Below are 12,553 nucleotides of genomic sequence, written 5' to 3'. Positions count from 1 at the left end.
CAAACAATAACATTAAAACTTTACCATAATGCTAAGGCAGCGTCAACTGCTTCGTCACAATTTTATAGAATGCTTCCTCATATTTTCGATATTGCCATGAGCGAATATTTTGTAATGCGATAAATGTGAAAATCAATGCCAAATGGAGTTGGTCAAATGTCACTACTATAAAAAGTGTTGAAAGACTGATAGACAACGCTAATAGCGTCTCGTGATAACGTTTGGGCAAGATAGATTTCAGCGCTTGTCCACCGTCCAGCGGCAAAATCGGAATTAAATTCAAAGCAAGTATAGTCAACTGGACTTCATTAAAAAAAGCCTGTCCAGGAAATTGGAAAGGTTGCGCAACTAAATAGAGCATAGCCGTTGCAAGTGGCCCAGCAATCGCAATGAGCCACTGATGATGAGTCGGAGCTAAAAGAAGATTCTTAATTTTTATTTCTCCCCCATACGGAAGAATGGTGCAACTGGTCATCTTAAGGCCCGTCCATTTTGCTACCGCAATATGTCCTAGCTCATGAATGAGTAATGAGCCGATAATGATGCTGTAATGTGCGAGTTGTGCAGTCGCAATCAGGTAGATAATGATGGGGATCATGATGGGATGCATGCGAATCTTATTGAAGTACATCATTCATCCATTCCTTAATCGCAGTCGGTTCAAGCAATTCTCCATCACGTTCAACTTTCACGAACATGGAACCAGGCTCTACTTCTGCAATTAAGTCATTGGCAGCAACCGCGGTATAAGGTAAATTAGAAAAATTCTCAACAAATCCATACGTCACCGTATCCCCGCTATCATAAAGGACGGTCATCGTTTTCCCAGTATGTCGGGTGTGCCCAGTAAACAGAATAATGCCATCTTCGCGGGCAACTACTTGTATCGCGGTATCATAGGAAACAAGCACGCCTTCTTCATATGGTTGCATAGATTCATACGAAGCCATCGTCGGTATCATAGGGTCCTTTGTGGGCGCAGACACAGGGATGAGTTCTGGTGTTGAGCTTGTTGGAAACTGAGCGAGTACGAACTCGCGAACCATTTGTAGGTCTTTCCCTTCCGTGAACAGAGTGCGAAGTTGTGAAGTTTGGTCATTTCGTTCCTGGATTTGTATCGTTGCGATGATGCCAACGGTAATTATGCAAGCGATGATCCATTTATTTGTGAATTTCATGCCGCAGCCCCCCTTTTCGGGTAGTATATGCGGGGCTTGTTCGGTTTATTTCTATTAATCTGGGGATTTTGATAGTTATAGGGGCAACTTTGATGCTTATTGGGGCAACTATTCGGTTGATGGGGGCAACTTTTGTCCTTATAGGGGCAACTAACCAATTACCTCCTAATTCTTTCTCAGTTCCGAAGTCAAAAATGTTTCTAACACCCAAGGTTTGAATGAAAGCACATAGGTTCGATTGCGTGAGCTGCCTATACTATTTTCGGAAACTTCCTTCACTATCCGTTTAATAAAATATTTATCTTCTATTCCCAGCCACCACTTTAATCGATCACTACTCACTTCGCGCCCGAACAATAATTGAAATTTTTGGAGCGCGGCAATATGAGCACCTTTGTCACGATGGCTACATCGAATACATAACCATGTTGAAAAGATCCGAGTCATCGATATCTCAAAGCATTTCAAACACCTGACGCCCGTTTTAATTGAAGAATGTGTAACACCGTGGTGCTCAAGAATATCCGTTTCGTAAACTTTATTTCCATTACGTTTAATAATATGACGCACTTTTTTCAACTCTTCATGGGTCATCAATTTCCTATTGTCAGATTCCATTTGCTCAAGGAAATCACACATAGCATCAATAGGGACAGCTTGAAATAGTGTAGGAGATTCAATAACAATTCCAGCTCGACTTGCCAAGATAATGAGTCCTTTTACAGGAAAATCCACTCCATTTCGATTAAGTCTTTTTTGTAGAACTTTAACCGCTCTTTGTAATTGCAATTCTGGATTGCGCATCCCTTCTTTTAACCCATTTTTGATTCGATAGAATTGTTTGTTGCTTGAATCGAAATAAAATTCTCCAGTCATATTTTTCACTTCTAAAACACAAATTAGCTTTTGTGTCACAACAATAATATCGTACTGAGTATTGTCCAAATTGATATGGCGGTAGATAGATACTTTCGGGGTCAGATTTGCTTCCATCAAATAAGAAGTAGTTTTTTCTTCACCTGAAAAACCCGCCTTAATATTGCGATAGCTACTATCGACTTTAGCGGATTTTTCCATCCGTGATTTTAATATACAAATTCGCAACACTTCTAGTTCGTGTAATTTCAAATTATTCAGTCTTTTCTCCTCCTAAAGAAATCCCCCACTCGATCAAAGTGGGGGATTCAGATAAATTATTTTGCAAAAATGGATTTGATTTTGGAGAACATGCCTTTACGCTCTTGTTCCAATGACATCAATGGAACAGATTCGCCTAGAATACGGCGGGCAATGTTGCGGTAGCCAAGTGCTGCACGGTTTGTTGGGTCCATGACAATAGGCTCCCCTTTATTTGAAGAGGTGATGACATTTTCGTCATCCATGATGATACCTAGCAAGTCGATGGATAGGTGCGTCGTGATTTCGTTGACATCCAGTGCATCGCCAGATTTCATCAAATGTTGACGAATGCGGTTAATGATTAATTTTGGCGGTGCAATATCTTCTTGCTCTAGCAAGCCGATGATACGATCCGCATCACGTACAGCTGAAATTTCAGGTGTTGTGACAACGATCGCACGGTCAGCTCCTGCCACTGCGTTTTTGTAACCTTGTTCAATCCCTGCTGGACAGTCAATGACGACATAATCGTAATCGCGTTTTAATTCCGTCACAAGTTCTTTCATTTGTTCAGGATTAATGGCGTTTTTATCAGTCGTTTGTGCTGCTGGCAACAGGAATAATTTATCTTCAAAACGTTTATCTTTTACTAAAGCTTGATGTACTTTACATCGGCCTTCAATTACGTCAACCAGATCATAAATGATACGGTTTTCTAAACCAAGTACAACGTCAAGGTTTCGTAAGCCGATATCGGTGTCGATTAAACAAACTTTCTTACCTTGAAGTGCCAATGCAGTCCCGAGGTTAGCAGTAGTCGTTGTTTTACCAACGCCTCCCTTACCTGAAGTAATTACTATAGCTTCTCCCACATTAGCTTCCTCCTTTAAATGTAGATAATTGCGGTCTTAATAAACGCAGTTCTTGCAATCTATCAATGGCGATGAAGCCATTTGCATGTAAGTATGCACATTCCATTTCTGGTTGTTCCGAAAGAATGGTTAGTTCATCTGTCATGATTTCTAGTGCTTCATGAATCATCAGATGGGTTGCTTCCAACCAAGACGCAGCAATAACTGCTTCTTTATTACCATTCGCCCCTGCATGGGCAATTCCCTTCAAACGACCGAGAACAAAAATATTTCCTCCGGCGATGACTTTGCCATTCGGGTTCACATCTCCCACAACGACCAAGTCACCTTCTGCCCGAACAATTTGTCCAGAACGAACGATGCCGACAAACGTTTCGGATTGACGCTCTAGAATTCGACGGTTGCTTTCTTCAATTGAAATGACATCACTCTGCACTCGTGAAACACGTAAATGTGGTGACGTGTGCACGCTCGCTATGAGTTCTTTGGTCTGTTCTTCTGAACAAAAGCGATTGCCAAGCTGCAGCAAGACTTCCGCTTGTCCATCGATGCCTTCGTCCGATACTTTACGTTTTAGTTCTTCCACCAGTTCGGCATATGCGCATTGATCATCAAGCCGAAGCACTAGACCGTCTTTAGTTCCTTTTATGTAGACTAGTTGCTTTTTCGTCATCAAATGCGTCACCTCGCGCGTAGAATCAATTTGGCTGATTTAACCGTTGCAACAAACGTGCATTGATTACGTATTTAAATGCCCAGCCGAGCACCACTAAGAAAATTGAATTTGCAATCATTGTGGGAATTAATCGTTCGCGTACAAATACAGCAAGCGAAATGTCTGTTAACCCGATCAATGAAAAGAATTGATAAAGCACGAATTCAAGACCTGCTACCAATACAAGTGACAAAGCCGTTGTCACAATCAGATGCTGGTGAATGAATTTCACGATAAAACTAGCAATTAAACAAATTAATGGATATAAGAAAGAGTACAATCCAATAATATCAATGAAAAACACATCATACAAGAGCCCAAAAAGTAATGCATACAACATCGCGCGATTGCGACTATAGTAGATGGAAATGAATATTAAATACATGATGAGAAATCGAGGGATTAAAAAACGATACTCCCCACTAATATCGAGGGGAGAAAATAATCCGAACACAGGTTCAAGATAAAACAGCACGACGGCAATGGCTGGAATAATCAATCGCTTCATGAGGCGTCCTCATCTTTTGAAGTCTCATCCGTCGCACTGTTATCGCCGTCTGCACCATTTTTTACTGTTGTCATCGTTCGTTTCGCAATCATGACATGATCAAGTAGTGCAAAATCTGCCGCTGGCTTGATATATGCCATTTTCGTCAGTCCGAAATCGTCTGTCGAGACTTCTGTAATTTCCCCGATTAATATACCTTTCGGGAAAATCCCGCCTAGTCCAGATGACATGATTTTCTGACCTTTTTTAATTTTAATATTGGAATCGATTCGTTTTAAAATAAGTTCTTTTCGTTCATCATCGTATCCTTCTATTAAACCGAATACTTCTTTTTCACCCATTACCATCGCAGATACGCGATAGTTAGGATTTTGAGTGGATAATAGTTCTACAGTTGAAGTGAATGGAGTTGTCAGAACAACTTTCCCAATCAACCCTTGTGCTGTAAGGATGGCCATGTTTTTTTCAACTCCATGGACTTCCCCTTTATCAAGAATTACTTTTTCTTCCCACTGATCAGGATTTCTCGCGATAACAGTTGCCTGAATCGGTTCATAGTCCCTGAGATCGTCCTGCTTGTCTACGATTTCTCGAAGTCTCGTATTCTCGGATGCTAAATCGTTGACGTCCGCTTGCAATTTTGCAAATTCTTCCAAACGACTTTTCAAACGTTTATTTTCATCGTACGTATTTAACAAAGCATCGACACTATCGAAAACACCCGTTATGTACTGTGTTGGTTTTGAGAAAATTGATTGCCCAAAACCAACGACATCCTTAATAATCTGTTCAGGTAACGACGCATTATCGCGATCTCTGAGAGAGAAGCTGATCAATGCCACAAGAAAAATCACCCCGACAAGCAGCAAAATCAAACGCTTATTCGAAAAAAAATGTGGCATTGGAACGGTCCTCCTTAGTGTTTAGAATTTTGGCGAATCATGTTCAAATGATCTAGCGCCATTCCCGTACCAATTGCGACGCAATCCAATGGATTTTCTGCAATGAACACAGGCATGCTTGTCTCATCACTAATCACTTTGTCCAAGTTTTTCAGTAATGCGCCACCGCCAGTTAAGACGATTCCACGTTCCATTACGTCAGCAGATAATTCTGGTGGAGTTTGTTCCAATGTCTTTTTCACACCGTCGATTATAGCTGAAATCGACTCACGAAGTGCTTCTGCAATTTCTTCAGAAGAAATTTCGATAGTTTTAGGAAGACCTGTAACTAAGTCACGACCACGAATTTCCATTTTCTCGACATTGTCTATTACTCTAGCAGAACCGATTTCCATTTTAATTGCTTCAGCCGTACGTTCACCGATCGTCAAGTTGTACATTTTACGAATGTAACTTGTAATCGCATGATCCATCGCGTCTCCTGCAACACGTACCGATTCGCTTGTTACGATACCACCAAGTGAAATAACTGCAACTTCAGTTGTTCCTCCACCGATATCAACGACCATACTGCCTGTTGGTTCCCATACTGGCAAGTTCGAACCGATTGCCGCTGCAAATGGTTCTTCGATTGTCACAGCATCACGAGCACCCGCTTGACGAGCTGCATCAATCACTGCACGACGTTCTACCGAAGTAATCCCGTATGGCACACAAATCATGACGTTAGGTTTTTTCCACGTACCACCAGAAGCTTTCATCGCTTCTTTTAAATAGTATTGAATCATTGAAGTCGTAATATCAAAATCTGCAATTACGCCATCTTTCATCGGGCGGATAGCCACGATTGAACCCGGTGTACGACCAATCATATTTTTAGCATCGTTACCTACTGCAACGATATCGCCATTATTTGTATTTCTTGCAACTACTGAAGGTTCGCGTAAAACGATTCCTTTTCCTTTAATAAATACCAAAGTATTTGCTGTGCCTAGGTCAATCCCGACATCTTTTGCTCCAAATCCAAACACGTTATGTTCTTCCTTTCTATCCTTAGCCAGTTAATCTTAGCTTAGTTTAAACCATAAATTTGATTATAACGGATAAAAGGAGAAAATCACAGTGTCACATGTAACCCTTTTCCTTCAAACTGATAAATTGATGATCACCGATAATGACATGGTCGAGCAATTCGATGCCCATAATGCGCCCGGCTTCCTGTATTCGCTTCGTTACTTCTATGTCTTCGGGTGAAGGGGACGGGTTACCTGACGGATGGTTATGGGCACAGATAATCGAGGCAGCTGAACGTTTCACTGCCTCTCTGAATATCTCCCTGGGGTGTACGATACTAGCATTTAAACTGCCGATAAAAATGGTTTGTTTGTGTATCACTTGATTCTTAACATTCATGAAAAGACAGACAAAATTTTCTTGCTTTAAAGATGTCATATCCGTCATTAAGAATGTTGCAGCGTCTTTCGGAGAACGAACGGTGAATTTCTCATCTGTTTGTTGTAAAGATAGCCTTCTACCAAGTTCTACTGCAGCAAGCAGCTGAACCGCTTTCGCTTCTCCAATCCCTTTAACGGACATGATTTCTTCGATGGTTGCATTTTTCAATTCATGCAGTTGTTCAAAGAACGTCAACACTCGATTCGCCAAATGAAGGACGGATTCCTGTTTGGTACCCGTCCTTAGTAAAATGGCAATCAATTCTTGGTTCGATAACGCGGCTGCACCTTGGTTTATCAGTCTTTCACGTGGGCGATCGGAAGCATGGACGTCACGAATCATCAGTGTCGGTTTTACTTCAGTTATCATATTGTACTCCAGCAGATTTCATCTCAAGTAGTTCTAAATTCATAAGTTCTCGATACACTTCCGCAATAGGTAAACCCACAACATTATTGTAGTCTCCGTTAATATGTTCCACCATCAAAGTACCTGCTGTTTGGATACCATAAGCCCCTGCCTTGTCGTAGCAATCGCCACTTGCCACATAACTGTTAATCCATTCGTCCGTTAATTTATAAAAAGTGACTTTTGTCTCTTCAAAAAACACATTGCAAATTCCTTCAAAATAGATGGATACTCCCGTAATAACCGTATGTGTCCTACCGGATAATCTCCGCAAATACAGTTTCGCCATCTCTGCATTTTTAGGCTTCCCAAGTGCCTCATCATCAAGAAATACCATGGTATCGGCACTGATGACGATTGCGTGCTGATTGTATTCAGCGACGGCCAGTCCTTTTTCCATCGCAATGTTGCAAACGAGTTCGGCAGGCGAGCATCCGAAAATGTCCTCCTCATCTATCTCCACTGTTTTCACTTCAAAGGGTACCCCAAGCAGTGATAATAACTCTTTTCTCCTCGGTGAAGCAGATGCTAAAATTAACGGTTTTGTTGTTTTGAATTCCAATGAAATCAGCTCCTTTTTGACATCATACAGAATGATGTCGAAGTTGAAAAATGTGTATAAAGGGCAATAATTTCATTTTGACCAAATAAAAGGGCTTATAATTCAATTTTCAAGCAATCATTTTGAGCAAAATAATGCGATAACAATTGAACTCTAATGACGTTTAATTCCTTTGAAAGTGTTGATATAGCAGCAATGTTAGAGTCCCAGTCTTTTGGTTTGGCACCCTTATTTCCAGTGTCCGCAAAATTAAATTTTGCCGGGTCTGGATTCGCAAGGAAAACAGGCAATTTTTGCATGGCTTGTTCGGTACATGCTGCCGAATTGATCCGGAATGGTTTCACGAAAGACTCCGTGCTGCCTTCCACTTTCACTTCACTTTCCACGGTGCTTGCTGCGGACCACACAAAATATTTTCCATCCGTGATGACAATGGCTGCGGATTTCATTGCTGGATTTGATTGAAGCAAGGCAGTAGCCCCGTCGGCTGTGGTAAATACACCGTGTTGCTTCGCATAAAATTGAGTCGGTGTTGTCGTATTTGGCGGTGCAGTCACCTCGACTTGTTCTGGTTTGTCAGTCGTTGCGGATGTCTCAGGAGTCTCAGCTTTCGAATTATCCTGCCACTGAATAAAGATTGCGAATATGCCAATCGAAACAGCTCCGATAAGAAAACCATGTATGATTGCCAATGTGTATGAAAACTTTGAGAACGTTTTTGAAAGACGCAATTGATCACCCCGTTTTTCTTTAACGCTACCATTTGAGCAATAAAAAAAGACAAGACCGGTGTCGGCTTGTCCAAAAAAGTTTTCGAGTTAAACTAACAAATTTATATACCAATCGAGTATTTGTTTCCCATAAAAATAGACAACGATGGCTGCGAGTGCAATCGAAGGTCCAAAAGGCACTGGCGTTTTGCGCCCTTGTTTTGAGCGGCGCAAGTGTATAACGCCAACGATTGCACCAATAAATGCGGCCAGGAACAATGTCAACAAAGTTGGAATCATCCCAAGCACAAGACCGATGACCGCGAACAATTTAATATCGCCACCACCCATTCCGCCTTTCGACAAGATCGCAATCAGTAACAAGATTCCAAACCCTCCTGCAGCACCTATGATGCTGTCCCACCAAGGCTCTAGTGGAGATAAAATCCGCGCAATAATCAATAAAACGCCAAAGAACAACAGGACTTTATCTGGGATAAGCATATAAGCAAGATCTGATACCGTGATGATGACGAGCATCGATATAAACAAAATTGCAACAATCAATTCCCACGAGAAACCTAGTTGATAGAATGCGAAGGCAAACAAACCTCCCGTCACAAGTTCCATCACGGGGTAAATCCAATTGATTTTTGTCCCGCATCCCCGACATTTCCCTTTCAGGAAAACAAATGAAAATACCGGAACCAAATCTTTGATCGTCAAACGTCGATCGCAAATCGTGCAGTGCGACGGCGGCGACACAATCGATTCATTTTTCGGTAAACGCAATCCGACGACATTGTAGAAAGAGCCAAAAATAAGTCCGTATATGAAAAATAATGTTGTATATAGAATGTCCATACTTACCTCTCAATCACACAAAAACTGGAGGCAACGTACGCTCTCCAGTTTTTGTTTCTTATTTTGGAATGACTAGTGTTGAATTTGCTACGATTTTGTTTGAATGTAAACCGTTTGCTTGTTTGATTTTCTGTTCGCCTGATCGATCTCCATAGTATTCAATAGAAATAGAGTATAATGAATCGCCAGGTTGAACAGTGTACGTTTGAGATTCAAAATTACTGGATACCGTGTCTGAATCGGAAGTTGCTTCTTCATCCGTTTCAATGTTCTCGATAATCTGACCTTCCACCAGTGCAGTTTCATCTTTACTCGACTCTACTTCTCCAGTAACAACACCATTGTTCGCAGGAAGCGGATTCCCTTTTTCTGCTGGAGGTGGCGTATCGACTTTAGGACCTTCTTCGAGTAGTTCGGTTAGGTCTGGTCGATAAAATGCAGAGAATGTCAGCGTCAGTTGTAATTTCTCATCCTCTTGTCCAACGGTTGTCACTTCACCAGAAGAGCTGAACTGAATCGAATCAACGATTAATATGCGATCCAACTTTTCAAGTTCATCGATGAAAGTCTCCAATGTCGTGTAGGTAGGCGTTTCAATCGACAAACTCACAAGAAGTTCCTGAAGTGTCTCAACCCCTTCTGGAGGGGATTCAATGACAACTGGTCCTTCTGTAAAACTCACAGATTGAACAAGTGACTGTGAGAGAACTTCCGCTTTCTCAATTTGTAATAAAACAAGTTCAGATAATGGATCAACTGGAACTTTCTTTTGCAATTCAAGCGAACTGACCACTGGAATTTCAGGCTGATCAGCCAGTTGCTGTTCCAGCGCAAACAATACTTGTCTATCCGTTGTGAGCGTCGTTTCAGAGACAGCAAAACTCTCTTTTTTGGGAGAGTAGAATGTGAAATATGAATAGGCAAGAATTGCTATACAAAACAAACTGGATAGGACGATCAGGCCGACTTCTTTTTGTTTACGTGTCAGACTACTCATTTACATCATCTCCTTGCGCATCGTCTGCAGGAGGTTGCGTTTCAGTCACAGGCGGTTCTACTGGCTGTTCTTCCGCTTGCGTTCCGCCTTCTGTTGGGGTTTCCCCTTCAACTGGAGGTGCATTCGGATCCACTGGTACCGCAGTCCCTTCAGCTGGCATACGTGTATCTAAAAAAGTGATTAAGTATGAAGCCAAATAACGGGGCATAACAGGTTCAACTGCTGTCGCAGTGTCATCAGTTTCTTCTTCCTCTGCTTCTTCCAACGGTTGATATGTAAGGGTTGATAAGCTAACGGCAGTAATCATCTCAGATGCTTTTAACTGGGTTAAATAAAATGCTGCTTCACGTGATGTATCAAATTGAACGTCAACTAGTGCTTCACTTGGTGAAGTAAACGAAAAGTTCATGAAAAATCCTCGTTCAGGAAGAAGTGAAGTAAGTTCCCGAAGTAACGGCAAAGTATCATATTGGTAAGCTTCTGCCCAATCAACGGTTTTTTGCAGCTTTTGAGTATCGTTCAATGCTTCGGTTGTCAGCATCTGTTCTTGAATGGCAGCTTGCTGACTGGCAACTTCTACACTTTGGGCACTCAGAACTTGCCCCTTGGTCTCATAAGAATTTCCTAGGAAATAAAAAACGAGCCCTCCGAATAGGCCGATGATAATCAGTAAGATGGCAGCCACGACAAAGGCGGGACGATCCCGTTCTTTTTCGGAAAGTAAATTAATATCGACTAACATCCTTACACCTCTTTCAACGCAAGTCCGAGTGCTCGATTAAAGCGTATCGGGATGGCTTTTCCATCTTCCATATAAATCTTTTCGCGAACAACTGTGGAAGTATGAACTTCGAACCGGAGTTCCATTTGTCGCAATAGTTCTTCCCAATTATCCATTTCACCGTTAAGCAAAATATGTGTGATGCCTTCATTTCCTTGGTTCATATTGTAGCGATAGAAATTGATGAGCTTTGAGACTTCAGATAGAAGTGAGTCCATCTTTGATGTTTGTGCTCCACTGAAGAAATTCGACTCATCAGGTTCATTTACTTCAACAGGTCGCATGAATAATGGGAAATGTTGATGAAAAATCGAAACAGTATAGTTATCGTTTTTGACATCCAATAGTAGAATATGTTCTTCACCGGAATAGGTATATTGGGCATATGCCAAACGATACAGGGCCAGTGGTCCAATATCGGCCACAATCGGTTTCATTTTGACGTCTTCAAAAGCGTCTTCATATGTATTTAAAATACTTTCTTTTGAAGCAATCAATATCGCTTCTTTTGTATCAGTTGATGCAGTGTAAGGGACCACATCAAATACGGGGTCTTCGAAAGGTAAATAAAGTGTCGAACCAATTTCAATAAAGAAGTGGCCTTTCAACTCATCCCTTCGAACATCGGGAGGATATGATAGTTTGCGGATAATCACATATTCGTCTGGTGCTAAGAACCGAACGGATTTGCGGGAAAGTTTCCATTCTTCCACAGCCTCGCCTAAAATAGACACCAGCGTATCTGCGTCCACAATTTTGCCATCCGTTACAACGCCAGAAGGCAAAGAACGCTCCTCTGCACAAACTACATGCAAAGGAGACGTTGACTTCACTTCCACCATTCGGATCGCATCTTCTTCAATTGTAACCGTCGCCACGCGTGAGCGTTTGTTTAGGAACGAAGGTGTGAAATTCATGGGATCAGCTCCGAATTAATGATATATCGAACGATATTTTTTAAATCTTAACATCAAGTTATTGGTGCTACTTCTTAATATCAGTACCTTTAAAATCAGCATTTTTAATTTTTGATAATTCCGCGTTTGTTTGTGGAGTAGCAGCTTTGATTTCATATTTCGTATCTTCTGTAGCCCCTGAAATGGTATTACCACCTGCTACTTTAGTTATAACTACATCCGAAGAAAGTGATCCTTTATCATCCAAGTAAGATTGTGAGAGTAATGTTCCTACCTTTACAGTTGCTGTTGCATTTGCTGGAGTTTCCCCTTTAGGATTTTCTGTAAAATAAACATTAGCTGCAGCTAATGCATTTTGATAATCCGATTTAACCGCGCCATTACGACTATTTTCAATAATATTACCAATTGCCGGAATCGCAATTGCTGCAACAATCGCTAGAATAACGATTACTGCTAAAAGCTCGATTAACGTTAAACCTTTTTGTTCTTTTAATTTGTTTTGAATGAATTTTCTCATCCTGTAAGCCTCCCTATTTCTATAAAATGGTACTTGTCCCAGTAC

General features: G+C 41.3%; 16 protein-coding genes. All 16 read right to left on the bottom strand.

What is annotated here, in order from left to right:
• Positions 1 to 31: 31 nt before the first annotated feature.
• Positions 32 to 598, bottom strand: coding sequence for a site-2 protease family protein (locus MHH33_RS07340; RefSeq protein WP_342543394.1), 567 nt, complete (start codon positions 596 to 598; stop codon positions 32 to 34).
• A gap of 19 nt (positions 599 to 617) precedes the next feature.
• On the bottom strand, positions 618 to 1,178 hold the full coding sequence (locus MHH33_RS07335; RefSeq protein WP_342543393.1) for a hypothetical protein: 561 nt from the start codon (positions 1,176 to 1,178) through the stop codon (positions 618 to 620).
• 165 nt (positions 1,179 to 1,343) lie between these two features.
• Positions 1,344 to 2,306 carry a nuclease-related domain-containing protein gene (locus tag MHH33_RS07330; RefSeq protein ID WP_342543392.1) on the bottom strand — a complete coding sequence of 321 codons (963 nt, stop codon included), beginning with the start codon at positions 2,304 to 2,306 and terminating at the stop codon, positions 1,344 to 1,346.
• Positions 2,307 to 2,371: 65 nt separating this feature from the next.
• Positions 2,372 to 3,169 (bottom strand): septum site-determining protein MinD, encoded by a 798-nt coding sequence (gene minD, locus MHH33_RS07325; protein WP_016426793.1) that lies wholly within the window; start codon positions 3,167 to 3,169, stop codon positions 2,372 to 2,374.
• Between the two features lies 1 nt (position 3,170).
• The gene (minC, locus tag MHH33_RS07320; protein WP_016426792.1) at positions 3,171 to 3,842 is read right to left on the bottom strand and encodes a septum site-determining protein MinC; all 672 of its coding nucleotides are present in this window, start codon (positions 3,840 to 3,842) and stop codon (positions 3,171 to 3,173) included.
• Between the two features lie 25 nt (positions 3,843 to 3,867).
• Complete coding sequence (mreD, locus tag MHH33_RS07315; protein WP_016426791.1) at positions 3,868 to 4,392, bottom strand: rod shape-determining protein MreD; 525 nt, start codon at positions 4,390 to 4,392, stop codon at positions 3,868 to 3,870.
• Entirely contained in the window at positions 4,389 to 5,294 is a 906-nt protein-coding gene (mreC, locus tag MHH33_RS07310) for a rod shape-determining protein MreC (RefSeq protein ID WP_016426790.1), read from the bottom strand. The genes mreD and mreC overlap by 4 nt, the downstream gene beginning before the upstream one ends.
• A gap of 14 nt (positions 5,295 to 5,308) precedes the next feature.
• Positions 5,309 to 6,325, bottom strand: coding sequence for a rod shape-determining protein (locus MHH33_RS07305; protein ID WP_016426789.1), 1,017 nt, complete (start codon positions 6,323 to 6,325; stop codon positions 5,309 to 5,311).
• A gap of 94 nt (positions 6,326 to 6,419) precedes the next feature.
• Complete coding sequence (gene radC / locus MHH33_RS07300) at positions 6,420 to 7,118, bottom strand: DNA repair protein RadC (RefSeq protein ID WP_342543391.1); 699 nt, start codon at positions 7,116 to 7,118, stop codon at positions 6,420 to 6,422.
• Positions 7,108 to 7,719, bottom strand: a complete 612-nt coding sequence (locus MHH33_RS07295) for a Maf family protein (RefSeq protein WP_342543390.1) — start codon at positions 7,717 to 7,719, stop codon at positions 7,108 to 7,110. The genes radC and MHH33_RS07295 overlap by 11 nt, the downstream gene beginning before the upstream one ends.
• 95 nt (positions 7,720 to 7,814) lie before the next feature.
• Positions 7,815 to 8,450: a hypothetical protein gene (locus MHH33_RS07290; protein WP_342543389.1), complete on the bottom strand. Its 636-nt coding sequence runs from the start codon at positions 8,448 to 8,450 to the stop codon at positions 7,815 to 7,817.
• Between the two features lie 87 nt (positions 8,451 to 8,537).
• Positions 8,538 to 9,293 carry a prepilin peptidase gene (locus tag MHH33_RS07285; RefSeq protein ID WP_342543388.1) on the bottom strand — a complete coding sequence of 252 codons (756 nt, stop codon included), beginning with the start codon at positions 9,291 to 9,293 and terminating at the stop codon, positions 8,538 to 8,540.
• Positions 9,294 to 9,351: 58 nt separating this feature from the next.
• On the bottom strand, positions 9,352 to 10,290 hold the full coding sequence (locus MHH33_RS07280) for a LysM peptidoglycan-binding domain-containing protein (protein ID WP_342543387.1): 939 nt from the start codon (positions 10,288 to 10,290) through the stop codon (positions 9,352 to 9,354).
• Positions 10,283 to 11,032 carry a hypothetical protein gene (locus MHH33_RS07275; protein ID WP_342543386.1) on the bottom strand — a complete coding sequence of 250 codons (750 nt, stop codon included), beginning with the start codon at positions 11,030 to 11,032 and terminating at the stop codon, positions 10,283 to 10,285. The genes MHH33_RS07280 and MHH33_RS07275 overlap by 8 nt, the downstream gene beginning before the upstream one ends.
• 2 nt (positions 11,033 to 11,034) lie before the next feature.
• The gene (gene pilM, locus MHH33_RS07270; RefSeq protein ID WP_342543385.1) at positions 11,035 to 11,988 is read right to left on the bottom strand and encodes a pilus assembly protein PilM; all 954 of its coding nucleotides are present in this window, start codon (positions 11,986 to 11,988) and stop codon (positions 11,035 to 11,037) included.
• A gap of 67 nt (positions 11,989 to 12,055) precedes the next feature.
• The gene (locus MHH33_RS07265; protein WP_342543384.1) at positions 12,056 to 12,508 is read right to left on the bottom strand and encodes a prepilin-type N-terminal cleavage/methylation domain-containing protein; all 453 of its coding nucleotides are present in this window, start codon (positions 12,506 to 12,508) and stop codon (positions 12,056 to 12,058) included.
• Positions 12,509 to 12,553: the final 45 nt, after the last annotated feature.

The organism is Paenisporosarcina sp. FSL H8-0542 (genome assembly GCF_038632915.1).
Classification (GTDB): domain Bacteria; phylum Bacillota; class Bacilli; order Bacillales_A; family Planococcaceae; genus Paenisporosarcina.
This window is presented reverse-complemented; position numbering and strand designations above follow the sequence as displayed.

What these genes read in the sequence shown, in the direction of transcription:
- pilM (WP_342543385.1), bottom strand. Translation starts at nt 11,988, where the DNA reads ATGAATTTCACACCTTCGTTCCTAAACAAACGCTCACGCGTGGCGACG.
- MHH33_RS07275 (WP_342543386.1), bottom strand. Translation starts at nt 11,032, where the DNA reads ATGTTAGTCGATATTAATTTACTTTCCGAAAAAGAACGGGATCGTCCC.
- MHH33_RS07265 (WP_342543384.1), bottom strand. Translation starts at nt 12,508, where the DNA reads ATGAGAAAATTCATTCAAAACAAATTAAAAGAACAAAAAGGTTTAACG.
- radC (WP_342543391.1), bottom strand. Translation starts at nt 7,118, where the DNA reads ATGATAACTGAAGTAAAACCGACACTGATGATTCGTGACGTCCATGCT.
- MHH33_RS07280 (WP_342543387.1), bottom strand. Translation starts at nt 10,290, where the DNA reads ATGAGTAGTCTGACACGTAAACAAAAAGAAGTCGGCCTGATCGTCCTA.
- MHH33_RS07335 (WP_342543393.1), bottom strand. Translation starts at nt 1,178, where the DNA reads ATGAAATTCACAAATAAATGGATCATCGCTTGCATAATTACCGTTGGC.
- mreD (WP_016426791.1), bottom strand. Translation starts at nt 4,392, where the DNA reads ATGAAGCGATTGATTATTCCAGCCATTGCCGTCGTGCTGTTTTATCTT.
- minC (WP_016426792.1), bottom strand. Translation starts at nt 3,842, where the DNA reads ATGACGAAAAAGCAACTAGTCTACATAAAAGGAACTAAAGACGGTCTA.
- MHH33_RS07285 (WP_342543388.1), bottom strand. Translation starts at nt 9,293, where the DNA reads ATGGACATTCTATATACAACATTATTTTTCATATACGGACTTATTTTT.
- mreC (WP_016426790.1), bottom strand. Translation starts at nt 5,294, where the DNA reads ATGCCACATTTTTTTTCGAATAAGCGTTTGATTTTGCTGCTTGTCGGG.
- MHH33_RS07340 (WP_342543394.1), bottom strand. Translation starts at nt 598, where the DNA reads ATGATCCCCATCATTATCTACCTGATTGCGACTGCACAACTCGCACAT.